Genomic DNA, 22,508 nt, shown 5'->3' on the forward strand with positions numbered 1-22,508 from the left:
CCGGGGCATAAATCAAAGGGCGAAGTGTACCGCTATTCGCCCCGTTATAAAACGCCAGGGTTAACGCATGACGATAAGGTGGCCGGAATCAGCCGGCAAGCCATCCGGTTTCACGTTCTCCAGGCGCAGCACATTCCCCATGATCTCACTGAAAACTGGCGCTGAAACGGCACCACCATAATAGGCACCGTTCTGCGGATCGTTTATGACCACCACCAGCGCAAAACGCGGGTCGCTGGCAGGCGCAACGCCTGCGGTATAGGCGACATACTTATCGACGTACTTGCCACTGTCATCAATCTTTTTCGCCGTACCGGTTTTGACCGCCACCCGGTAATCCCGTACCGCGGCCTTCACTCCTCCACCGCCCGGAAGCGCCACGCTTTCCATCATGTGTTCCACTTCATGGGCAATCTTTTCTGGCATGACTCTGTGGCCTATCACCGGCGGGTCGATACGGGTGATCGAGAGCGGGCGCTCAAGCCCATACCCGCCAATGGTGGCGTAGACATGGGCCAGTTGAAGGGGCGTCACCATCAGGCCGTAGCCGAAGGCAAAGGTTGCCCTGTCGAGTTGACTCCAGAATTTACGCTGCGGCAGTAACCCTGAGCTTTCGCCCGTTAAACCCAGCCCGGTATTGGTGCCAAAGCCAAAGTTCCGGTAGGTATCGATAAGATGCTGGATGGGCATCGCCAGAGAGAGACGGGAAACACCGGTGTCGCTCGATTTTTGCAGGATCCCGGTCATCGTCAGTTCCGGGTAGTAACCCACATCACGGATACGGTGACCGTCAAGGGTATACGGATGGGTATCAATGACGCTGTCCGGTTGCACCAGCCCCTGCTGCAATGCCGTCATCAGAACCAGCGGCTTAACGGTGGAGCCGGGTTCGAAGGTATCGCTAATGGCACGATTACGAAAATCGTTTAACGTTGCACCTTCACGGTTGTTTGGGTTGAAATCGGGATAGCTCGCCATGGCGAGTATTTCCCCTGTGGGGATATTGATCAGGACCGATGCACCCGACTCGGCTTTATTCCAGGCAACCGCATTATCAAGCGCGTCCTCGGTGATGGTTTGCAGACGCTCGTCAATGCTCAACTGGATATTATGCGCAGGAACGGGCGCCACTTCGGTCAGGTTTTCCACCACGCGTCCATAGCGGTCCTCCCTCACCTGCCGGACCCCGGCCTTCCCCATCAGCTGCGCGTTGAAGCTCTTCTCTACGCCTTCAATCCCCTGACCATCAATATTGGTAAAACCAATAAGGTTTGCGGCCACATGACCTGCCGGATAAAAACGCCGGGACTCATCGCGCAGGTTGATGCCCGGCAAATTGAGTTTATCGATCCACTGCGCCTGAGCAGGATCCACCTGACGGGCAAGGTAAATGAAGCGCCCCTGTGGATTACTGTTAATACGCGATGCCAGCGTGCTGAGGGAGAGATGCAGCGCACTGGCCAGCGCCTGCCAGCGGTCATCAAACCCTACCCCACCTTTTGCCAGTACCGTTTTGGGATCGGCCCACACGGCCCTGACGGGCACACTCACCGCCAGCGGACGGCCTTCACGGTCCATGATCATGCCACGCGGTGCATCAATCGCCACCTCACGCAGCGATCGCATATCTTCCTGTTTTACCAGATTGTCAGGTTTAATAATCTGCAGCCAGGCAACGCGTCCCAGTAAAAATGCCAGGCTGCAAAAAATAGCAAAACAGAGCAGAGCAAAACGTGCCGGGGTGAAACTGCCGGCACTCGGTATCATTTTCTTCTTCACCTGAACCCCAGGGCTGTTGAACAACGCCCTGATTTAACGGGAAAAGCCGCTGTGGAGGGGGGAAAACAGTGCTAATAATCTCGTAGCTTTGCAACAAGTTACTAACAGAGACAGGGATGGTAATATTTTGAAAGATAAGGCATATAAAAAAGCCCCGCGTACGCGAGGCTTTATGTCTGAGATTGAAGTGCTACGCGCTTCAGTCAGCAGCGGTTCGATCAGATAGCAGTTACGTTAACTGCAGCTGGGCCTTTCTGGCCGTCCTGAATTTCGAACTCAACGTTCTGGCCTTCAGCCAGAGTTTTGAAGCCGTTACCCTGGATTGCAGAGAAGTGTACGAACACATCTTTGCTGCCGTCAGCAGGAGTAATGAAACCAAAACCTTTAGACTCGTTGAACCACTTAACTTGACCTTTAATCTTTGCCATTTGCAAAATTCCTTAGAGTGTTTTCTTAGCCCGCAGGCATTGACTGAGATAAAACTGAGACATTACTGCTTGAGGCACTAATATAAGGTTCGGCAGAGAAGCGGTATTCAACGACAACGTGTTTACTCAGGACTTCTTTACTGAAAATGCCACACATAAACAGAACTGTACCTCGTTTGACCCAAAACGTGTTATCACACACTATGTTTAATATGGCAAGCCATTTTTAAACATGTCTCGATCCGCCGCACAAATTCGAACACAGCCTGTAAGGATTTGCACATTTATGCTTACCGCATACAAACCAGTCCTCGTCCTTATACAGACTCAACGTTGCTTTCACACCCGCTGTAATCAAAGACTTTTTTAACATAGCTCAATCATTACAATGCGTCCAGCAACCTACGAAAGAAAGCCGGAAACAGTGATTGATTTAGAACATTTTGTGAAAAGTTATGCTCAAATCATTGTAACGCAACTGTATTGTTACAAAGAAAATACACAGCTAATAAGCCCGGCCAAACTGTGTTAAAAATCACCAGATAATAAAAACGTTATGCACCAAAATAATGAAATTTTTATGACTCTGCCTCAAAAGAAGGCAAGCAAAACGTTTCGATAAAAATAAAACATTAGATAGTGGCTTTAATAGCAGAATATATGCAACAAATCATCGCTTCGCTTACAAGGATAAATATTCACCAATTTTCAGTATCCTGAAGGAATTATTAACCGGTGCTAAATTAACAAGCGCGTCAGTTAACTCTCTGACAGGTTCATCCAGTGATTCATCCGCCAGTTCAAACACCCCCCAGTGAATGGGAAAGGCTAAGGGACTCCCCAGCTGCTGCCACAGTGCGACGGCAGATTGCGGATCCATATGGTGTACCGCCATGAACCATCTTGGTGCATAGGCGCCAATGGGCAACGCGGCGGCGTCGATTTTGCCCAATCGTTCCGGGATCAAAAGCAGCTCCGGAGAGTAGCCCGTATCGCCGCTAAACCAGAAACGGCGGTGTCGCCCCTCAAAGACCCAGCCACACCACAGAGAGCGATTGCGGTTCCAGAATGTTCGCATGCTCCAGTGCTGTGCCGGAACGGCGGTCAGGGTTATCCCCTGCCAGGTGATACTCTGCCACCAGTCGAGCTCAACGATGCGCCTTGCTCCCCGGCGGCGAAACCACTGTGCAAGTCCTAACGGCACGAAGAAACTGACATCGGGAAAGCGCTTCAGGATACGGCGAATGGTCGCGTCATCAAGGTGATCGTAATGATTGTGAGAGATAACCACTGCATCAAGCTGCGTGAGTTGTTCCACAGAGAGAGCGGGAGGCGTTCTGCGCAGGGGCCCCAGGAACGGTACGGGAGAGGCGCGTCGGGAAAACACCGGGTCGGTGAGAAGAGTATTGCCGTCCATTTGCAGCAGCATACTCGCATGCCCCAGCCACCATACCCCATCTTCATGAGGTTGATTAAGCGACACGGGCTGCCACCACTGGCGGATAAAGTCGTCATAACCGAGCGCAGGAGGTTTGGGCAAACCGGCTTCTTTACGCGCTTTACGCCAGCGCTCAAGGTCGCCGGGCTGATGCCCAACGGGACAGGTATTCTGAAAACCGTTCGGCGTGTGATGCTTCAGGGAGGCGTCATACCAGGGATTTTTCCAGACCACAACCACCTCCCAGGCCAGAAAGATTAACGCTCTGCCACCAGACGGATAAATTCGTCTTTGTCGTCGTTCTCTTCAGCAGCCTCTTTCGCCGTTTCTTTCTCTTCCGGTTCGTTAGCCTCACACAGACGGCGTAACAGCGCATTCTGACGCTTTTGCTGATCGAGCAGCGCTTCCAGCAGTTCGATCTGCTCGTTCGTCCGGGAGCTCGCACGGTTTACGAAAAACCAGATGACAAGTCCCACCAGCAAAACAACGACAGAAACCATCAGGGATGCCATATTCAGTAGCCCTGAATTCAGTAACTCACCCATTTCACCACCTCAATAAAAACACGCATTTTACCACTGGCGCGAAGGAAGGAAATCACCTTAAGAAAAAATGCCTGTTACCACGGAATAAACTTATTGATTGCGCAAACGCCGCTAAAAAACTGTACATCCTGATCGCACATCACATTGATCGTCTGCGTCCACAACACCACGCATGCAATCAGCACGATAACCAGAATTACCCAGCGTATTTTTTTCACTCCACACTCCGTCTTAACACCTGTTGCATACAGGTTATCACGGTTATCTTAAACAAGGACTAACTGTAACGCCTGTAAGCCCTTTTCAGAATCATGCACTTGTTTCATAGAGTAAACCGTTTAGTCTTGAGGCATGACAACAAAGATAAAGAGGCAATGATGCATTTAATCATTCGAACAATTATTGCACTGGCCGTAGTATGGATTGGCCTTTTATTAACCGGATATGGCGTGCTTGTGGGGAGCACCGAAAACGCAGCTGGATTAGGTATCCAGTGTAAATACCTGACCGCCCAGGGAATGAGCACCGCCCAGTACCTGCATTCTGATAGCGGGATCATCGGGTTAACCAACTGCCCGGTTCTGCGTAAAACTTCTGTCGTCATTGATAACGGTTAATTACCCTTTTTTACGACCGATAAAAAACGCCGCAATGTCTGCGGCGTTTTTTTATGCTGAGAGGGGTTAAAACGGATACGCGTTATAGCCCATCTGCTCAGAAATCTTACGCGCGGCGGTATGAAGAATAGCAACATACTCATGCAGACGCTCTTCTGAGAAGCGCAGCGTCGGGAAGGAGATACTCAAGCCCGCAATCACCACACCAAAGCGGTCAAATACCGGCACACCAATGCAGCGCAGCCCTTCTTCCTGCTCTTCGTTATCTTCGCCATAGCCCTGCTCACGTACCTTATCAAGCACCGTCAGCAGTTCGTCCGTGCTGGTGATGGTACGCTGGGTACTGCGTTTGTACTCCACCCCATCCAGAATCTGCTTCACTTCTTCACGGTCGCGCCAGGCCAGCAGAACTTTGCCGATAGCCGTGCTGTATAACGGATTGCGACGCCCAATGCGAGAGTACATGCGCAGGTTATACATTGAGTCAATTTTATGGATGTAAACAATGCTGTCTTCATCCAGAGCACCCAGGTGAATGGTTTCTTTGGTCAGACGAGAGAGCTCACGCATCTGGATATCTGCACTACGCACCAGGTCAACGTTTTGCAGCGCACGGGCACCTAATTCGAACAGTTTCAGCGTCAGAGAATATTTTTCAGACTCGCCTTCCTGCGCGACATACCCCAGTGACTTCATGGTTTGCAAAAAGCGATAAACGGTGCTTTTCGACATCATCACACGCTGCGACAATTCTGTAATACCAATTTCACGCTCTTCTCCGAGCGCCTGCAGGATGCCAAACACCTTCAGCACGGAAGAAACAGAATCGGGTTGTTTATCCAAATCTGCAATTGCCATTCATCACCTCATAGAGAGTGTTTTATAAAAATCAGAACCGGTTTTTATTATAAATTCCCGTCATGCCTGCTGCAATCAATCCGCGTTTACTTCGTTACAAATCTGCGACATAAAGCGGTTGTAACAGTGCTAAAATAGTTACCCTGAGAATAATTTCACACTGAGCTATTCATCCCACATGGAAAAAAAACTGTCCGATGGCCTGCCTTTACCCCAGCGGTATGGCGCTATCGCTACGATTATCATCGGTATTTCAATGGCCGTACTCGACGGCGCGATTGCCAATGTTGCCCTGCCTACCATTGCCAGCGATCTGCATGCCTCACCCGCCAGCTCAATCTGGATTGTTAACGCTTATCAGATAGCGATCGTGATCTCACTGCTCTCGTTCTCGTTTCTGGGTGATATGTTCGGCTACCGGCGGGTGTATCAGTGCGGTCTGGCTGTGTTTACCTTAACCTCCCTGTTCTGCGCCCTCTCTGATTCGCTGCATATGCTGACGCTGGCCCGCATTGCGCAGGGTTTTGGCGGCGCGGCGTTGATGAGCGTTAATACCGCGTTGATTCGCTTAATTTATCCTCAGCGCCATTTAGGGCGCGGAATGGGAATAAACTCCTTTATTGTGGCGGTATCCTCGGCCGCCGGGCCCACCATTGCGGCGGCTATACTGTCTGTCGCCTCATGGCAATGGTTGTTCGCCATCAATGTGCCGCTGGGTATGGTGGCCATTTTCTTTGCCCTGCGCTATCTGCCGGGGAACGGCCCCAAAAGCACCATGCCTCGTTTTGATATCGCCAGTGCGGTGATGAATGCGCTGACCTTTGGCCTGCTGATTACGGCCCTGAGCGGCTTTGCGCAGGGTCAATCACTCCTGCTGACCGTTGCAGAGGTTGCTGCTCTGCTGATCATTGGCTACTTCTTTGTTCGCCGCCAGCTCGCTTTGCCTGTGCCGTTACTGCCGGTGGATCTGCTGCGTATTCCGCTTTTTTCGCTCTCAATATGCACCTCCATCTGTTCGTTCTGCGCCCAGATGCTCGCCCTCGTCTCTCTGCCCTTTTTCCTGCAGAGCGTAATAGGACGTTCGGAAGTGGAGACTGGACTGCTGCTGACCCCATGGCCGCTGGCAACGATGGTGATGGCACCGCTGGCAGGTTATCTCATAGAGCGCGTGCATGCCGGATTACTGGGCGCGCTGGGGCTGGCAGTCATGGCGGCGGGTCTGTTTGCGCTGGCGCTGCTTCCCTCGCAACCTACGGATCTGGATATTATCTGGCGTATGATCCTCTGCGGTGCCGGTTTTGGCCTGTTCCAGTCACCGAACAACCACACCATTATCACCTCCGCACCGCGCCACCGCAGTGGAGGAGCCAGTGGCATGTTGGGTACCGCGCGCCTGCTGGGGCAAAGCACCGGTGCGGCACTGGTCGCCCTGATGTTCAACCTCGCCGGGCAGAATGGTAATCACCTTGCGCTCCTCACCGCAGGTGCACTTGCTACCCTTGCCGCGATCGTCAGCGGCCTGCGCGTCACGCAGCCCAGCGTACAGGCATAAAAAAAGCCGGGCGGAGTTTCCTCCGCCCGGCTCAGACTGCATCTTCAGCGTTACTTCAGGTATTCCCCACTGCGCAGCGCTTCAATACGTTTATCCAGCGGCGGGTGAGACATAAACAGCTCGCTCAACGATTTTGATTTACCGTTGATGCAGAATGCCATCATGCTGTTAGCTTCCTGCGGCTCGTAGCTGGTTTTCAGACGCTGCAGGGCAGCAATCATCTTCTCACGACCAACCAGTTTCGCAGAGCCGGCATCCGCATGGAATTCGCGGTGACGGGAGAACCACATGGTGATGATGCTGGCCAGAATGCCGAACACCAGTTCCAGAACCATCGATACCGCGAAGTAGATCAGCGGGTTACCGTTGCTCTCTTCACCTTCATCGCGGTTTCCCCCCATAAAGCCAGCGGCGATCTGCGCCAGAATACGGGAAATAAAAATCACAAAGGTGTTCACCACGCCCTGAATCAGCGTCATGGTTACCATGTCACCGTTCGCAATATGGCTGATTTCGTGCGCGATAACCGCTTCGGCTTCGTCACGGCTCATGTTCTGCAGCAGCCCGGTACTTACGGCAACCAGCGACGCATCGCGACGGGCACCCGTAGCAAAGGCATTGATGTCCGGCGCATGGTAAATGGCAACCTGTGGCATGGCGATCCCCGCCTGCTTAGCTTGCTGCGCCACCGTATTCATCAGCCACTGCTCCATATCGTTGCGCGGCTGTTCAATGACCTCACCACCTACCGATTTCAGCGCCATCCACTTCGACATCAGAAGTGAAATAAAAGAGCCACCAAAACCAAACAGCAGCGCCATAATCAACAGACCCTGAACGCTTCTCGACTGAATTCCTGTCAGGCTTAGCACCAGCCCGAATACCACCATTACCGCCAGGTTGGTGAGCAGGAAGAGCGCGATTCGCATCATAATTTTCTTTTAACCTCAGTTTAACAAAACGCACTATGCGATTACCCACATCGTATGGGTATTGTGGCTATTTTCAAGCATACGAAGGGCGTAAGTCACCAGAAAGACACAACTTTACACAATTGGAAATCTGCCTGACGGAAGGATGCAGAACAAAAAGAAACAGGCACAATTTCTTGTGCCTGTTGGGGATTATTTTGCCGGAGCGGGTTGCTCGGCGGGCCTGGCTTTTTCGAGTTTCGCCAGGTCAAGAGCGATATGTACCGTCTCGTCCAGGTACGGATCCGGCTCCTGGTAATCTTTTGGCAGATCGTCCAGTTTCTTGAGCAACGGTTTACCTTCACGTTTGAAGCGATCGTTGATACGCGCCAGACGCGTTGCATCATCCTCATTGTTCTCTTTCTCACGCTGAGCGTAGTTCAGAGAAACAATATTCCGTTTTTCTTTCAGGGCATTAAAGCGGGCAATGTCCTTCATGATGTACTGGAATTCAGGATCTTTCGCGATGCGTTCGTTGTGGTCTTTCAGTAGCTCCGGACCAAACTGGGTCATATCACCGGCTTTCACGTAAGTCGCGGCATTGATGCTATCCCACGGCAACGCGTTATCTTCAAACTTCTCACCGGTTTCCGTCTCTTCCGTGCCTGTCGGCATCATGATGTCTGGCGTCACGCCCTTACGCTGCGTACTGCCGCCGTTCACACGATAGAATTTCTGAATGGTGTACTGAACAGACCCCAGCGCAGGCCATTCCGGACGCAGCATCTGATCGTAAATACGATTCAGGGAACGATACTGCTGGACGGTACCTTTACCGAACGTCGGCTCACCCACGATCAGCGCGCGACCATAGTCCTGCATTGCAGCGGCAAAGATTTCTGACGCTGACGCACTGAAGCGATCGACCAGCACCACCAGCGGGCCTTTGTAGTAAACCACGCCATCATTGTCGGCATCTTCACGCACTTTACCGTTGTTATCGCGCACCTGCACGACCGGGCCAGACGGGATAAACAGGCCAGACAGAGAAACGGCTTCTGTCAGTGCACCACCGCCGTTGCTGCGCAGATCGATGATCACGCTGCTGACGTTCTGCTTCTCAAGCTTCTGCAGCTGCACTTTTACGTCATCGGTCAGCCCTACGTAGAAGCCAGGGATATCAAGTACACCCACCTTCTCTTTACCGACGGTTTTCACCGACATTTTCACCGCGCGGTCTTCAAGGCGAATACGCTCGCGGGTCAGGGTAACGATACGGGTTTTGGTGCCTTTCCCGGCAGGCAGAATTTCAAGACGAACTTTGCTGCCTTTCGGACCTTTGATCAGCGCAACCACATCGTCCAGACGCCAGCCGATGACATCAACCATGTTCTGCCCGGTTTGGCCTACACCGACAATGCGATCGCCTACGCTTATCGCTTTGCTTTTTGATGCCGGGCCACCCGCAACCATGGAGTTGATCACCGTGTAATCGTCGTCCATCTGCAGCACCGCGCCGATACCTTCCAGAGACAGGCTCATTTCGGTATTGAACTGTTCGGTGTTACGCGGGGAGAGATAGTTCGTGTGCGGGTCGATTTCGTGGGCAAAGGCAGTCATTGCCAGCGAGAAAACATCTTCGCTGTTGGTTTGTGCCAGACGACGAATGGCAAACTTGTAACGGCGCGTCAGCGTGTCACGGATCTCTTTCTCATCTTTGCCAGTGAGCTTGAGACTCAGTTCGTCGTACTTCACTTTGCTGTCCCACAGGGCGTTCAACTCGGCTTCGTCTTTCGGCCAGGGCGCTTTACTGCGGTCCAGATTAAAGGTGTCGTTGCCGGTGAAGTCCATCGGACGTTCCAGCACTTTCAGCGCATATTGATAACGTTCAAAGCGGCGCTTTTGTGCCAGGTTATACAGATCGTAGAACAGATCCAGCTTGCCGGAACGCAGCTCATCACCGACGTCGGATTTACGTTTGGCGAACTGCTCGACATCACTGGCGAGCAGTACGTTATGGCTGTAATCCAGCAAGTTCAGATAGCGGTCGAAGATTTTGGCCGAAAAGGCCTGATCGAGATCGAACTGACGATAGTGCGAACGGGTGAAGCGTGACGTCACACGCTCGCTCACCGTCGCGTGCTGCGTCTCTTCCTTGAGAACCGGAATTTGATCAACACGCGTAATATCGTCCACTGCGAAAGCATGGCCTGTTATGGCAAACAGGCCCGCCAGCGCGGTGAGCTTAAAAAAAGTGTTCATGCCAGGCTTGGCCTCCGTTTCAGAACAACAAGTGTTCTGCGCGTACAATCATTGACATACCAGAAGTCAGCTGTACACGAACGCCATCTTTGGTGATTTCCATAACGGTGGCGTCCATTGCATTGTTACCCGCTTTTACCTTCAGTGCCTGACCGACGCTCAGGGCGTTGATGTCTGAAACCGGAGTGTGGCGCTGCTCTTCACGAGGCGCGCGCGGGGCTTTAGCTGCTGGTTTGTCAGCACGCGGTTTGCGATCGTTATTTTCGTTGCGACGCGGTGCAGGACGCGGTTTACGCTCACGACGAGGCGCTTCTTCCTGGCCGTTTGCCGCAGCGGCTTCACGTTTTTTCGCCTGCTGTTCTGCACGTTGTGCCTGAACGCGTGCTTTGGCTTCTTCAAGCTGCTTACGTGCATGCTCGACGTGCTGCTCGTCCAGCTCACCACATGGGTTGCCGTCAAGATCCACGCGAGTCGCGCCCGGTTTGATACCGTACAGGTAACGCCAGCTCGAAGTATAAAGACGTAAGGCGGAACGCAGCTGAGTTTTGCTGAGGTTCATTTCCCCCTCAACGCGTGCTACCAGATCCTGAAAAATACCGACTTTCAGGGGACGAGCTTCGCCTTCAGCGCTGAAGCACTGTGGGAAACGCTCGGCCAGAAATGCGATAACTTCTTTACTGCTATTCAACTTAGGTTGATTTTCCATGAAATTTCCTGATTACAACGGACGTTGCCAACAAGCGCAGGCATGAACAGGCGTCATTATAATGACGCTATCAGTAAATGCTACGTTATCCGTTGATTATCCTGCGACGCTCGCAAAGAATTTTTGATAATCGGTTGCTGCAAGAACGTTTTCCAGATTCGCCACCAGCTCGCGCAGCCCCTGTTCGTCCTCGATTGTAAAGCGACTGAAGACCGTACTGTCGATGTCCAGAACGCCAATAATCTGATTTTTTACCACCAGCGGCAGCACGATTTCAGAATTACTGGCGGCATCACAGGCAATGTGCCCGTCAAACGCATGCACATCTTCCACACGCTGTATCTGATTCTCAGCGACTGCCGTGCCGCAGACACCCCGGCCTACCGGAATGCGCACGCAGGCCAGTTTGCCCTGGAACGGCCCCAGCACCAGTGTTTCACCTTCCAGAAGATAAAAACCGGCCCAGTTCACGTCAGAGAGACGTTCAAACAGCAATGCGCTAGTATTTGCCAGAGTGGCTAAGAAGCTGGTCTCACCCGCCATCAATGCCTTAAAATCGCGGTTCAGGTCCGCGTAGAATTCTGTTTTGTTCATTCTTCAATCACTTAGTTGTCTTACAAAATTACCGCATAGCCTATTAAAATAAGCATTAAATGCGCTCATGCTCAAGATGAATCCATTCATGAGTTATTATAACTTTCAACAATACCTATTTGTGCGCAACTGATGGCCTTAAAAACAACCAAAATCACGCCGACAAAAAAGATAACTGTCCATACGGTAAGCGCAGCTTTGCCTCGTGCACATTATCAGCGTTGCCCCCAGTGCGATACGCTTTTTATGTTGCCGAAGATGAAATCGCACCAAAGCGCCTTTTGTCCCCGCTGCGACGCCAAAATTCGTGACGGCCGCGACTGGTCATTAACCCGTCTCGCCGCCATGGCGATTACCATGCTGCTGTTGATGCCCTTTGCCTGGAGCGAGCCGCTGCTGAAGCTCTACCTGCTCGGCGTGCGCATTGATGCCAACGTGCTGCAGGGGATCTGGCAGATGACGCGCCAGGGCGATCCGGTGACTGCAGCCATGGTGCTTTTCTGCACCGTTGGTGCACCGCTGGTGCTGGTCGCCGCCATTGCGTATCTCTGGTTCGGTAATATTCTCGGCATGAACCTGCGTCCGGTGTTGCTGATGCTCGATAAGCTCAAAGAGTGGGTGATGCTGGATATCTATCTGGTGGGCGTTGGCGTGGCCTCCATAAAAGTGCAGGACTACGCGTTTCTGCAACCGGGTGTCGGCCTCTTTGCTTTTATCTGTCTGGTATTACTCAGTATCCTGACGCTGATCCACCTTAACGTTGAGCAGCTCTGGGAGCGATTTTACCCGCAGCGCCCCGCCACGCGCCCGGACGAGAATCTCCGGGTCTGTCTGGGCTGCCATTACACCGGGCTGCCCGATGCGCGCGGCCGCTGCCCACGCTGCCATATTCCCTTGCGACTGCGGCGCAACAATAGCCTGCAAAAATGCTGGGCCGCCCTCATCGCCTCGTTGATATTCCTGCTTCCTGCCAACATGTTGCCGATATCCATTATTTACGTGAATGGCGGGCGGCAGGAGGATACCATCCTCTCGGGCATTATCTCCCTTGCGCACAGTAATATTGGCGTGGCGGCAATTGTGTTTATCGCCAGTATTCTGGTGCCGTTTACCAAAGTGGTGGTGATGTTTACCCTGCTCATCAGCATTCACTTTAAATGTGAGCAAGGCTTACGTACCCGTATCCTGCTCCTGCGCTTCGTTACCTGGATTGGCCGCTGGTCGATGTTGGATCTGTTCGTGATTTCGTTGATGATGTCGCTGATTAACCGCGACCAGCTACTTGCTTTTACAATGGGACCCGCAGCTTTTTATTTCGGCTCTGCGGTGATATTGACTATTCTTGCTGTGGAATGGCTGGATAGCCGCTTACTTTGGGATGCACATGAGTCAGGAAACCCCCGCTTCGCCGACTGAAGCGAGAATTAAAACAAAACGCCGCATTTCGCCATTCTGGTTGCTGCCTGTCATCGCCCTGATGATTGCAGGCTGGCTTATCTGGACGAGCTATGAAGATCGCGGAAGTACCATCACCATTGATTTCCAGTCTGCCGACGGCATTGTGGCCGGACGTACCCCGGTGCGTTTCCAGGGGGTGGAAGTCGGTACCGTCCAGGATATCTCCCTTGGAAAAGGGCTGAATAAGATTCAGGTGCGGGCCAGCATCAAATCTGATATGCAGGACGCGCTGCGTAGCGAAACACAGTTCTGGCTGGTCACGCCAAAGGCCTCTCTGGCCGGGGTGTCCGGTCTGGATGCGCTGGTTGGCGGGAACTATATCGGCATGATGCCGGGTAAAGGTGAGCCACAGGATCACTTTGTGGCGCTTGATACGCAGCCCAAATATCGTCTCAATAACGGGGATCTGATGATCCACCTGCAGGCGCCGGACTTAGGGTCACTCAACAGTGGCTCGCTGGTGTACTTCCGTAAAATCCCGGTGGGCCGGGTGTACGATTACGCCATCAACCCCAACAAGCAGGGGGTGACTATCGATGTGTTAATTGAGCGTCGCTTTACCAATCTGGTGAAAAAAGGCAGCCGTTTCTGGAACGTTTCCGGCGTGGACGCTGACCTAAGCCTTAGCGGTGCGAAAGTGAAGCTTGAAAGTCTGGCCGCGCTGGTCAATGGTGCCATTGCCTTTGACTCCCCGGAAAATTCCAGCCCTGCCGCCGCAGATGACACGTTCGGTCTGTATGCCGACCTGGCGCACAGCCAGCGTGGCGTGATCGTCAAACTTGCCCTGCCCGATGCCAAAGGGTTAAAAGCCGGTTCTACGCCGCTGATGTACCAGGGTCTGGAGGTCGGTCAGCTCACCAAAATGACGCTCAATCCGGGCGGTTCCGTAACCGGGGAGATGACGGTTGACCCAAGCGTGGTAGATCTTCTGCGCGAGAAAACGCGTATCGAAATGCGCAGCCCGAAACTGTCCCTGAGTGATGCCAGCATCAGCAGCCTCCTGACAGGCAGTACCTTCGAGTTGATCCCCGGCGAAGGCCAGCCCAGCAACACCTTTGTGGTTGCCCCGGCGGATAAAGCCCTGCTGCAAAAACCCGGCGTGGTGACCATTACGCTGAACGCGCCGGAAAGTTACGGTATCGAAGCCGGTCAGCCGCTGATCTTACACGGCGTGCAGGTAGGCCAGGTGCTGGAGCGGTCGTTGTCGGAAAACGGTGTGAGCTTCTCCGCCGCAATCGATCCGCAATACAGCAATCTGGTGCATGGCGACAGCAAATTCGTGGTTAACAGCCGCGTAGACGTGAAGGTCGGGCTGGACGGCGTTGAATTCCTCGGAGCCAGTGCGAGCGAGTGGGTGAACGGCGGGATCCGCATCCTGCCGGGCAGCAAAGGTCCTGTCCGCGACAGCTATCCGCTGTATGCCAATCTGGATAAAGCGATTGAAAACAGCATGAGCGATCTGCCGACCACCACGCTGACGCTGAGTGCGGAAACGCTGCCGGACGTTCAGGCAGGCTCAGTCGTGCTGTATCGCAAGTTTGAAGTTGGGGAGGTCATCACCGTTCGCCCTCGTGCAGACGCCTTTGATATTGAACTGCACATCAAGCCGGAGTATCGCAAACTGCTTACCCCGAACAGCGTCTTCTGGGCGGAAGGTGGTGCAAAAGTTCAGCTTAACGGTAGCGGGCTGACCGTGCAGGCCTCCCCGCTCTCTCGCGCGCTGCGCGGGGCGATCAGCTTCGATAACCTGCCCGGCGCGGGCGGCAATATGCGCAAGGGTGACAAGCGTATCCTCTTCCCGTCTGAAACCGCTGCACGTGCGGTTGGCGGGCAGATTACCCTGCACGCCTTCGATGCCGGAAAGCTGGCGGAAGGAATGCCTATCCGCTACCTGGGCATTGATATCGGACAGATCCAGAAGCTGACGCTGATCACCGCCCGCAATGAAGTGCAGGCCACCGCGGTGCTTTATCCGGAATATGTGCAGACGTTTGCCCGTTCAGGCACGCGTTTCTCCGTGGTGACGCCGCAGATCTCGGCCGCGGGCGTTGAGCATCTCGACACCATCCTGCAGCCGTATATCAACGTCGAGCCTGGCCGTGGCAACGCGCGTCGTGATTTTGAACTGCAGGAAGCCACCATCACCGACTCGCGCTATCTTGATGGTCTGAGCATTGTGGTGGAGGTACCGGAAGCCGGCTCGCTTAGCATCGGCACGCCAGTCCTGTTCCGCGGTATTGAAGTGGGAACGGTGACCGGCCTGACGCTCGGGACGCTCTCCGACCGCGTGATGGTGGCGTTACGCATCAGCGATCGTTACCAGCATCTGGTACGGAATAACTCGGTGTTCTGGCTGGCCTCCGGATATTCGCTGGACTTCGGCCTGACGGGCGGCGTGGTGAAAACCGGTACGTTCAACCAGTTTATTCGCGGCGGTATTGCTTTCGCCACGCCGCCGGGTACACCGCTGGCGCCGAAAGCACAGCCGGGCAAACACTTCCTGCTGCTCGAAAGCGAACCTAAAGAGTGGCGTGAGTGGGGAACCGCCCTGCCGCGTTAATCTCAGGGCTCCGGTGTCAACGCGCCGGAGCCTTTATGTTACACTGCGTACCTGAACTTTTCCCTGTGGTGTGCCCGTGGCTCAAAACTCCGTATATCTTCCTGAACAATTCCTGGCGCAGATGCGCGAGGCGCTTCCTTCTCACCTCTCGTTAGACGATTTTATCGCCGCCTGTCAGCGACCGTTACGCCGGAGTATTCGCGTCAACACGCTGAAAATCAGCGTCGCGGATTTCCTTGCGCTGGTATCACCTTACCACTGGCAGCTCACGCCCGTGCCGTGGTGTGAAGAGGGTTTCTGGATCGAACGGGAGGACGAAGCGTCACTGCCGCTGGGCAGTACCGCCGAGCATTTGAGCGGTCTGTTTTATATTCAGGAAGCCAGCTCAATGCTGCCGGTTGCTGCGCTGTTTGCCGATGGCAACGCGCCTGAACGGGTCATGGATGTGGCTGCCGCCCCCGGTTCAAAAACCACGCAGATTGCCGCCCGCATGGCTAACCGCGGGGCCATTCTCGCCAATGAGTTTTCAGCCAGCCGCGTGAAGGTGCTGCATGCCAACATCAGCCGCTGCGGCATTCAGAATGTTGCCCTGACGCATTTCGACGGACGCGTGTTTGGCGCCGCCCTGCCGGAAGCGTTTGACGCCATCCTGCTGGACGCCCCCTGCTCCGGTGAAGGCGTGGTACGCAAAGATCCCGATGCGCTAAAAAACTGGTCAGTTGAAAGCAACCTCGACATTGCCGCAACGCAGCGCGAACTGATCGACAGCGCGTTTCATGCCCTTCGTCCAGGCGGAACGCTGGTTTATTCCACCTGCACGTTAAACCGTGATGAAAACGAAGACGTCTGCCTGTGGCTGAAAGCGCAATACCCCGATGCGGTTGAGTTTCTGCCACTGAATGACTTATTTGCCTCTGCTGAAGACGCCATCACCCCGGAAGGTTTCCTCCACGTATTCCCGCAGATTTATGACTGCGAAGGTTTTTTTGTCGCCCGACTGCGTAAAACTGCCGCCATCGCACCACTGCCCGCGCCAAAATTTAAGGTCGGTAATTTCCCCTTCACACCGCTGAAGAGCCGTGAAGCAGAGCAGGTCACCACCGCAGCCCGCAAAGCCGGACTGAACTGGAATGACGATCTTCACCTCTGGCAGCGCGATAAAGAGATTTGGCTTTTCCCGGCGAACATCGAACCGCTTATCGGCAAAGTTCGTTTTTCCCGAATCGGGATCCGCCTGGCGGAAGTGCATAACAAGGGCTATCGCTGGCAGCACGAGGCGGTCATTGCCCTTGCCGGCACGGTTAACACCTTCGCGCTGACGCATCAGGAAGCTGAAGAGTGGTACCGGGGGCGCGATGTGTATCCGGAAACGGCCCCTTCTCAGGATGACGTTGTGGTGACGTACCAGGGATACCCGCTGGGACTGGCAAAGAAAGTGGGTTCGCGTCTGAAAAACAGCTATCCACGCGAACTGGTGCGCGATGGTCGCCTGTTTACCGGTAACGATCGCGCCGACTAAAAAAAGCGCACTTTTTTACTGGCGATTTTGCTCTCCTTGTCTACGATCAAAAATGGATGGCTGTACTGGTCATACCAGATTTTGACAACACACCCGGAGAGCATTATGACGAAAACCAGCGTGCGAATTGGCGCTTTTGAAATCGACGACGCAGAATTGCGCGGCGAAACACAGGGCGAACGAACGTTAAGTATTCCCTGCAAATCCGACCCGGATTTGTGTATGCAACTGGATGCCTGGGATGCCGACACCAGCGTTCCGGCAATCCTTGATGGCGAACATTCCGTCCTTTACCGCGAGCATTACGATAGTAAAACCGATGCCTGGGTCATGCGTCTTGCCTGACCAGAGAGAACCCGCCCGAAGGCGGGTTATTTATTACTGCAACTGCGCCAGCGTGAAATAGCCGTCAAACACCGCGCCGGTATCAATGTAGTGCAGGTTGTCAAAATCATATCGCTTATCCAGCGGCGTATGACCAAACCAGAAGTGATCCGCCCCGCGAATTCCCTGCCCTTTTCCTGCCATAAACCCCATTAGCCGATCCCGATCCCACAGCACCCGCTCAGCGCTCACCGGCTGCTGCCAGCGATATTCCGCTGCCGGATAGTCAGCATGAGCAATAACATTCAGGCCGTTTGTGCAGGTTATCTCAATAATCAGCGGCAACTGTCGGCACGCTTCTAACAGGGTCAGCGCCTGCTGCTGTTGCGAATCACCAAGCTGCGAAAACCAGCTTCCACCATTCATCAACCAGAGCGCAAAGTCATTATTTTCCACGCTGTCGATTGCCATTTGCTCATGGTTCCCCCGGACTGCGCGAAACCATTTTTCATTGATCAGTTGCAGGCACTTAACGCTGTCAGGGCCACGATCAATCAAATCCCCAACGGAGATCAGCAAATCCTCATAAGGATTAAAACGGCGGCGTTTCAGTTCGTCCAACAGCCACTGATAGCAACCGTGTATATCGCTCACAACCCAGACGTGACGCCACTTTCCACCATCGATTCGCTGATACATAAGGCCTCCCTGAATAAGTATAGCCGCATCAGAAAATGCAAATATCAGCGCCGGGCATCACAAAGCCAAACAAACGCTAAACCAAACGGAAATAAACCTTCCCGCGCTATTAATCCCTTTTTATCGGGCCTTTAAAATAAGCGCTAAATAAAAGAGAGGTTTCAACGTGTCCAATACTCACCTGCATAACGATGTGCTCTATCCGCATCGTACACATATTATTTCCGACCTGGTCAACGGAAGATGCGTTCCGGGCCCCATCTGGAAAAAGCGTGAGTATCGGCTGAAATTCCTGTTACGCTCGCTTCTGTTCTGGTCTTCTACCCGACGCATGCTTGAGGCACTCTCTGGCCGGGATGACTTCGATCGGTTACTGGCCGCGCAAATCACGTTACCCAGTAAAACCCACCGCCAGTACTTGATGCGCGGCCTGAATGCCGGCGACCGTGCTGACGCGATCGTCAGCCACTACCACTGGATTGATGGTCTGAAAGCCCCCCTACTCGCCCATGCGCTGACCAGCTCTCAGGAGCAACCTGTCGTGCAGTTCAGGGCTAAAAATGAGGTGCTCTATACCGTCAACGCCTCCTCCGCTCACAAAGCCGAGCGCGAAGGTGAAAGCACACTGTGGCTGCGCGATGACGAGAATACCTTACTCGCAAGCCTGACCTTCACTGTTGCGCACAGCGCGGGACAACGGGTACTGGTGATCGGCGGTCTTCAGGGGCCTCGCCGTGGCGTCACGCGCGATGTGATAAAACAGGCTACCCGCGCCTGCCACGGCCTGTTCCCAAAACGCGTACTGATGGAAGTGATTTTCCAGCTGGTCGCACAGTCAAACATCCGCGCCATTTATGCCGTCAGTGATGAGGGCCATGTTTTCCGCGCGCTGCGTTATCGCCTGAGCAAAGGCCGTCATTTCCACGCCAGCTACGATGAGTTTTGGGAAACCCTGGACGGTAAGAAACGCTCGACCTTCTGCTGGCAGTTGCCACTTGAGATGGCGCGCAAATCCCTGGACGAGATTGCCAGTAAGAAACGGGCAGAATATCGCCGCCGCTTTGAGCTGCTTGATGAAATTAAAACGGCCATCAACGCCCGCTTTTAACCCTGCGTCTTGCTTTTGCCAACCACATACAAAAATTTAACAAAACCGTCAAAAAGGGCTGGACTTCCGCCTGCCGTAGTGTGGTATGGTTGAAGGCGGTTCACTGGAACTGTCCCTTCTGAGAGAGTCGATAAGTGGATTTTGTCGCTACTTTCAATCAGATAAAAAGAGACCGAATACGATTCCTGTATTCGGTCCAGGGAAATGGCTCTTGGGAGAGAGCCGTGCGCTAAAAGTTGGCATTAATGCAGGCTAAGTCGCCTTGCCTTTTAAGAATAGATGACGACGCCAGGTTTTCCAGTCCACAGCTAAAGCGGCCGGAAAAAAAGCGTCAAAACATCAATAAATATGAAAAACCGCAGTGCTTTCGCAAGCCACTGCGGTTTTTTTTACTGGAAACCGAAAGCTAGCAGAGCTTGTCAGCGCGTTCGATAAACGGCGCCAGGCTCATTTTCTGCCCCGGGCTGGACGGGTCGTCAATCTGGATAACGCTGATAGGCTGTCCGCTGCTCTTACCGCTGGCGACCTGCTGTTCGGCCGCGTCGTTTAACGGGTATTGCACCAGCGTGCTTGGGTTGATGGCATACAGCGCATGACCCGGACGGCAGGTCAGCATCACCTCTTCACGATTGAACGCCCACTTATCCTTACCCACTTCAAAACGGCTGACGGTGATAACCTGTGGTGCCGCCAGCGCGCTACCCGTGCAGGCCAACAATAAGAGAGAAAGTACTGTCTTTTTCATATGCTTTTTAACCTTGTCAAAAGGGTTCCCAGGTCGCGAACAGGCTGACCGTTGCCAGCACCAACGCCCCCAGCACCACCTCTGCCTGTGTCATCCTGATAAAAATCTCTTGTTCGCGCCCGATGTGGGCACCAAACCGTGGCACCAGAAAATACCGATTCACCAGCGCAATTACCACCATCAATGCCACCAGCGCACATTTGAACAACAAAAGTTGCACGTAGCCCGCGTGCCAGGGCAGCGTAATGCCCAGAATAAAGAGCCCATTGATCGCGCCGGTAAGCACGACCCCCGCTACGGCATAATGCCCCACGCGAGAGAAGCGCATCATGGTGTAAATTGCCGCAACCCGCCAGCGCCCTTTCGCCAGATGCATGCAATACAGCAGCGGCAGGAGGCCGCCAACCCAGGTGGCGGCACAGAGCAGATGCAGAGCGTGATTGATACGCTGCAACGCCCCCGCTGCACCGTCGTTCATTGCCGCATGCCCTACACCTGCCAGCAGGACAAATTGCCCCATGGCGAGCAGCAAGAGTCGCGATCCTTTCTGAGGCGCAAGCCAGGCGACACAGGCCGCAATTGCGCCCAGGATAATTTGCCACAGCCACACGCTACCAAACTGCGTTACCAGCACACTCTGCCAGACGTTCGGGTTAAACACGTCTCCCCAGCCGTTGCCCATGAGCCCCGCCTGGGTCATGAACATCAGGAGCGCCGACAACAGACTGACCAGAGACGCAATCTGCTGCTGCGCCTGAAAACGACAGGACATCAGACGGTACAAAGAAGACGGCGCGAACCAGACGCTATACAGCGCATTACCAAAAATCAGCATCAGCGCGCCGAAATGGATAAAGCGCAACCCCACGTAGATGAAGGCCAGCATATTATTTCACGCTGAAGCGATAGCTGCCTTTGGTTTTGTGACCATCTACCGAGACCACATGCCAGTCAACCTGGTACGTGCCGGGCACCAGCGTCTGCTCCAGCGGAACATGGAACTGGGCCTTATTCTGCTCGTCACGCTGTATATCACCGGTTTTAACCACGTTCCCCTGTGCATCCTTCACCACGACACCGCTGAATCCGGGTTCAATGCCTTCGGAAAAATTCAGGGTAAGCGCCTGAGGAGCTGCTACCTGGCTATCGGCTGCCGGGATCTGCTGCTGGAGGTGCGCATGCGCCAGCACCGGGGTCGCTGTAACGGAAGAGAAGAGAAAAGCCAGCGCGCATACCGCGCGGGAAGCGGATAAACCCATCGCAATCATTCCTTTTTGTTATGCCTGTATGCTAAAGAATAACGCTGTATAATAGTCGAGTCGAGGATCATCCCACCTCCGCTTGTCATCATCGTGCAATCGCGGTAACGTTGCCGCCGCATAAAAAGGAGAAGGTAATGAAGATCAATCTGGCTGCCCTTCCTCAGGACGAGATGGATAAAGTGAATGTCGATCTCGCTGCCGCAGGTGTCGCGTTTAAAGAGCGTTACAACATGCCAATCGTGGCTGAGGTGGTGGAACGTGAACAACCCGCCCATCTGCGTGACTGGTTCCGCGAACGTTTGATTGCGCACCGACTCGCGTCGGTCAATCTCTCTCGTTTGCCGTACGAACCTAAAGTTAAATAAGCTTAACGACTCGTTACACTTCCTTACGCGGAATATGCCAGGATAAGAAAACCCTGATTAGTTTAGGTGTATTCTTAAATCCTGCGACTCTGTGTATAAGGAAGTCACGATGTCACAATGGAATATTGCCGCCGCCCAGTATGCCGGGCAGCATCACAGTGTAGATGACCACGTAGCGCACCATCTCCGTTTCGTTGCGAAAGCGGCACAACAGCGGTGCGATCTCCTGGTCTTTCCTGAACTCTCGTTAACAGGACCGGGAAAGACGGACCTACTTCCCCCACCCGATGACGCACAGCTCGCCCCTTTGCTTGCCGCCGCAAAGCGTTACCGGATCACCATCATTGCCGGTCTGCCCCTTGATCTGAATGGTCAGCGCGTTAAGGGCCTCGCCCTGTTTTCGCCGTCCCGGCACAGCATCCTGCGCTACCCCCAGGGAAGTGGAGCCAGCCTGGTGCCGGGTGATAAACAGCTGACGATTGTTGATACGCATGCCGATTCCCCCAATCTGGATCCGCAGGCGACGCTATTCACCAGCTGTCAGTCGGTGGGCGATACCCGCTGGCGCCAGTCCATCAACACGTTGCAGCGCTTCGCGCACAGGTATGCCATTGCCGTGTTAATGGCGAACGCCCGTGGCGGTAGCGCGCTGTGGGATGAAAAAGGCCAGCTGATTGTCCGTGCGGATAAGGGCGAACTATTATTGACCGGATCTCTGGGCCGACAGGGTTGGCAAGGCGATATCATTCCTTTAGGCTAAGCGTTTTAGCTCAGGAGC

23 protein-coding genes and 1 pseudogene are annotated in these 22,508 nt (G+C 53.8%); 9 read left to right on the forward strand and 15 right to left on the reverse strand.

Features of this window, described 5'->3' with window-relative positions; all coding sequences use genetic code 11:
• Window positions 1–60 precede the first annotated feature (60 nt).
• The 6 genes and pseudogenes from ftsI to mgrB form a co-directional block, all read right to left on the reverse strand.
• Window positions 61–1,767, reverse strand: coding sequence for a peptidoglycan glycosyltransferase FtsI (gene ftsI, locus APU11_RS20790; RefSeq protein WP_072200481.1), 1,707 nt, complete (start codon window positions 1,765–1,767; stop codon window positions 61–63).
• A gap of 230 nt (window positions 1,768–1,997) precedes the next feature.
• Window positions 1,998–2,207, reverse strand: coding sequence for a transcription antiterminator/RNA stability regulator CspE (gene cspE / locus APU11_RS20795; protein ID WP_001062678.1), 210 nt, complete (start codon window positions 2,205–2,207; stop codon window positions 1,998–2,000).
• Between the two features lie 12 nt (window positions 2,208–2,219).
• A pseudogene (locus tag APU11_RS20800) lies at window positions 2,220–2,364 on the reverse strand (DUF2627 domain-containing protein).
• Window positions 2,365–2,889: 525 nt separating this feature from the next.
• A complete protein-coding gene (locus APU11_RS20805) occupies window positions 2,890–3,879 on the reverse strand; it encodes an MBL fold metallo-hydrolase (protein ID WP_013096126.1) in 990 nt (329 codons plus the stop codon).
• Between the two features lie 23 nt (window positions 3,880–3,902).
• Window positions 3,903–4,190 (reverse strand): YebO family protein, encoded by a 288-nt coding sequence (locus tag APU11_RS20810; RefSeq protein WP_020690832.1) that lies wholly within the window; start codon window positions 4,188–4,190, stop codon window positions 3,903–3,905.
• A gap of 74 nt (window positions 4,191–4,264) precedes the next feature.
• Window positions 4,265–4,408, reverse strand: coding sequence for a PhoP/PhoQ regulator MgrB (mgrB, locus tag APU11_RS20815; RefSeq protein WP_013096124.1), 144 nt, complete (start codon window positions 4,406–4,408; stop codon window positions 4,265–4,267).
• A 159-nt stretch (window positions 4,409–4,567) separates the two neighbouring features.
• Between mgrB and APU11_RS20820 the strand changes: the two genes are divergently transcribed.
• Window positions 4,568–4,807, forward strand: a complete 240-nt coding sequence (locus tag APU11_RS20820; protein WP_013096123.1) for a YobH family protein — start codon at window positions 4,568–4,570, stop codon at window positions 4,805–4,807.
• A gap of 66 nt (window positions 4,808–4,873) precedes the next feature.
• On the opposite strand, the gene kdgR is transcribed toward APU11_RS20820, so the two are convergent.
• On the reverse strand, window positions 4,874–5,665 hold the full coding sequence (kdgR, locus tag APU11_RS20825; RefSeq protein ID WP_013096122.1) for a DNA-binding transcriptional regulator KdgR: 792 nt from the start codon (window positions 5,663–5,665) through the stop codon (window positions 4,874–4,876).
• A gap of 178 nt (window positions 5,666–5,843) precedes the next feature.
• Here kdgR and APU11_RS20830 point away from each other — a divergent pair, with 178 nt between their 5' ends.
• Complete coding sequence (locus tag APU11_RS20830) at window positions 5,844–7,217, forward strand: MFS transporter (protein ID WP_013096121.1); 1,374 nt, start codon at window positions 5,844–5,846, stop codon at window positions 7,215–7,217.
• 50 nt (window positions 7,218–7,267) lie between these two features.
• Here APU11_RS20830 and htpX read toward each other — a convergent pair whose 3' ends face one another.
• From htpX to APU11_RS20850, 4 genes are all read right to left on the reverse strand, one after another.
• Window positions 7,268–8,149, reverse strand: a complete 882-nt coding sequence (gene htpX / locus APU11_RS20835; RefSeq protein WP_058650799.1) for a protease HtpX — start codon at window positions 8,147–8,149, stop codon at window positions 7,268–7,270.
• A 192-nt stretch (window positions 8,150–8,341) separates the two neighbouring features.
• A complete protein-coding gene (gene prc / locus APU11_RS20840) occupies window positions 8,342–10,390 on the reverse strand; it encodes a carboxy terminal-processing peptidase (RefSeq protein ID WP_013096119.1) in 2,049 nt (682 codons plus the stop codon).
• A gap of 19 nt (window positions 10,391–10,409) precedes the next feature.
• A complete protein-coding gene (proQ, locus tag APU11_RS20845) occupies window positions 10,410–11,096 on the reverse strand; it encodes an RNA chaperone ProQ (protein ID WP_023620460.1) in 687 nt (228 codons plus the stop codon).
• A gap of 96 nt (window positions 11,097–11,192) precedes the next feature.
• Window positions 11,193–11,690: a GAF domain-containing protein gene (locus APU11_RS20850; protein WP_040020000.1), complete on the reverse strand. Its 498-nt coding sequence runs from the start codon at window positions 11,688–11,690 to the stop codon at window positions 11,193–11,195.
• Window positions 11,691–11,822: 132 nt separating this feature from the next.
• Between APU11_RS20850 and yebS the strand changes: the two genes are divergently transcribed.
• From yebS to APU11_RS20870, 4 genes are all read left to right on the forward strand, one after another.
• Window positions 11,823–13,106, forward strand: coding sequence for a membrane integrity lipid transport subunit YebS (gene yebS / locus APU11_RS20855; protein WP_058650801.1), 1,284 nt, complete (start codon window positions 11,823–11,825; stop codon window positions 13,104–13,106).
• Window positions 13,075–15,708, forward strand: coding sequence for a PqiB family protein (locus APU11_RS20860; protein WP_038419908.1), 2,634 nt, complete (start codon window positions 13,075–13,077; stop codon window positions 15,706–15,708). The genes yebS and APU11_RS20860 overlap by 32 nt, the downstream gene beginning before the upstream one ends.
• A gap of 76 nt (window positions 15,709–15,784) precedes the next feature.
• Entirely contained in the window at window positions 15,785–17,227 is a 1,443-nt protein-coding gene (rsmF, locus tag APU11_RS20865) for a 16S rRNA (cytosine(1407)-C(5))-methyltransferase RsmF (RefSeq protein ID WP_058650802.1), read from the forward strand.
• A 105-nt stretch (window positions 17,228–17,332) separates the two neighbouring features.
• Window positions 17,333–17,572 (forward strand): YebV family protein, encoded by a 240-nt coding sequence (locus APU11_RS20870; protein ID WP_013096113.1) that lies wholly within the window; start codon window positions 17,333–17,335, stop codon window positions 17,570–17,572.
• 33 nt (window positions 17,573–17,605) lie between these two features.
• Here the strand turns inward: APU11_RS20870 and pphA are convergent, their stop codons facing one another.
• Complete coding sequence (gene pphA / locus APU11_RS20875; RefSeq protein WP_023620457.1) at window positions 17,606–18,250, reverse strand: protein-serine/threonine phosphatase; 645 nt, start codon at window positions 18,248–18,250, stop codon at window positions 17,606–17,608.
• Window positions 18,251–18,416: 166 nt separating this feature from the next.
• Between pphA and APU11_RS20880 the strand changes: the two genes are divergently transcribed.
• Window positions 18,417–19,358, forward strand: a complete 942-nt coding sequence (locus tag APU11_RS20880; protein ID WP_058650803.1) for a VirK/YbjX family protein — start codon at window positions 18,417–18,419, stop codon at window positions 19,356–19,358.
• A 406-nt stretch (window positions 19,359–19,764) separates the two neighbouring features.
• On the opposite strand, the gene APU11_RS20885 is transcribed toward APU11_RS20880, so the two are convergent.
• Genes APU11_RS20885 through yobA form a run of 3 tightly spaced genes read right to left on the reverse strand, consistent with a single transcriptional unit; the run spans window position 19,765 to window position 21,362 of the window.
• The gene (locus APU11_RS20885) at window positions 19,765–20,103 is read right to left on the reverse strand and encodes a YebY family protein (RefSeq protein ID WP_013096105.1); all 339 of its coding nucleotides are present in this window, start codon (window positions 20,101–20,103) and stop codon (window positions 19,765–19,767) included.
• Between the two features lie 16 nt (window positions 20,104–20,119).
• Entirely contained in the window at window positions 20,120–20,989 is an 870-nt protein-coding gene (gene copD, locus APU11_RS20890; RefSeq protein WP_060578714.1) for a copper homeostasis membrane protein CopD, read from the reverse strand.
• Window position 20,990: 1 nt separating this feature from the next.
• Window positions 20,991–21,362, reverse strand: a complete 372-nt coding sequence (yobA, locus tag APU11_RS20895) for a CopC domain-containing protein YobA (RefSeq protein ID WP_058650805.1) — start codon at window positions 21,360–21,362, stop codon at window positions 20,991–20,993.
• 137 nt (window positions 21,363–21,499) lie between these two features.
• Between yobA and APU11_RS20900 the strand changes: the two genes are divergently transcribed.
• The gene (locus tag APU11_RS20900; RefSeq protein WP_013096102.1) at window positions 21,500–21,730 is read left to right on the forward strand and encodes a DNA polymerase III subunit theta; all 231 of its coding nucleotides are present in this window, start codon (window positions 21,500–21,502) and stop codon (window positions 21,728–21,730) included.
• Window positions 21,731–21,839: 109 nt separating this feature from the next.
• Window positions 21,840–22,490 carry a carbon-nitrogen hydrolase family protein gene (locus APU11_RS20905; protein WP_058650806.1) on the forward strand — a complete coding sequence of 217 codons (651 nt, stop codon included), beginning with the start codon at window positions 21,840–21,842 and terminating at the stop codon, window positions 22,488–22,490.
• Window positions 22,491–22,508: the final 18 nt, after the last annotated feature.

The organism is Enterobacter sp. 50793107, from assembly GCF_001463365.1.
Classification (GTDB): Bacteria; Pseudomonadota; Gammaproteobacteria; order Enterobacterales; family Enterobacteriaceae; genus Enterobacter; species Enterobacter cloacae.

Coding starts and splice junctions, on each gene's coding strand:
- yobA (WP_058650805.1), bottom strand. CDS start 21,362: ATGGGTTTATCCGCTTCCCGCGCGGTATGCGCGCTGGCTTTTCTCTTC.
- proQ (WP_023620460.1), bottom strand. CDS start 11,096: ATGGAAAATCAACCTAAGTTGAATAGCAGTAAAGAAGTTATCGCATTT.
- APU11_RS20860 (WP_038419908.1), top strand. CDS start 13,075: ATGAGTCAGGAAACCCCCGCTTCGCCGACTGAAGCGAGAATTAAAACA.
- APU11_RS20830 (WP_013096121.1), top strand. CDS start 5,844: ATGGAAAAAAAACTGTCCGATGGCCTGCCTTTACCCCAGCGGTATGGC.
- APU11_RS20870 (WP_013096113.1), top strand. CDS start 17,333: ATGACGAAAACCAGCGTGCGAATTGGCGCTTTTGAAATCGACGACGCA.
- copD (WP_060578714.1), bottom strand. CDS start 20,989: ATGCTGGCCTTCATCTACGTGGGGTTGCGCTTTATCCATTTCGGCGCG.
- APU11_RS20885 (WP_013096105.1), bottom strand. CDS start 20,103: ATGAAAAAGACAGTACTTTCTCTCTTATTGTTGGCCTGCACGGGTAGC.
- pphA (WP_023620457.1), bottom strand. CDS start 18,250: ATGTATCAGCGAATCGATGGTGGAAAGTGGCGTCACGTCTGGGTTGTG.
- APU11_RS20850 (WP_040020000.1), bottom strand. CDS start 11,690: ATGAACAAAACAGAATTCTACGCGGACCTGAACCGCGATTTTAAGGCA.
- htpX (WP_058650799.1), bottom strand. CDS start 8,149: ATGATGCGAATCGCGCTCTTCCTGCTCACCAACCTGGCGGTAATGGTG.
- APU11_RS20820 (WP_013096123.1), top strand. CDS start 4,568: ATGCATTTAATCATTCGAACAATTATTGCACTGGCCGTAGTATGGATT.
- yebS (WP_058650801.1), top strand. CDS start 11,823: ATGGCCTTAAAAACAACCAAAATCACGCCGACAAAAAAGATAACTGTC.
- APU11_RS20905 (WP_058650806.1), top strand. CDS start 21,840: ATGTCACAATGGAATATTGCCGCCGCCCAGTATGCCGGGCAGCATCAC.
- kdgR (WP_013096122.1), bottom strand. CDS start 5,665: ATGGCAATTGCAGATTTGGATAAACAACCCGATTCTGTTTCTTCCGTG.
- APU11_RS20900 (WP_013096102.1), top strand. CDS start 21,500: ATGAAGATCAATCTGGCTGCCCTTCCTCAGGACGAGATGGATAAAGTG.
- prc (WP_013096119.1), bottom strand. CDS start 10,390: ATGAACACTTTTTTTAAGCTCACCGCGCTGGCGGGCCTGTTTGCCATA.
- ftsI (WP_072200481.1), bottom strand. CDS start 1,767: ATGATACCGAGTGCCGGCAGTTTCACCCCGGCACGTTTTGCTCTGCTC.
- APU11_RS20810 (WP_020690832.1), bottom strand. CDS start 4,190: ATGGGTGAGTTACTGAATTCAGGGCTACTGAATATGGCATCCCTGATG.
- cspE (WP_001062678.1), bottom strand. CDS start 2,207: ATGGCAAAGATTAAAGGTCAAGTTAAGTGGTTCAACGAGTCTAAAGGT.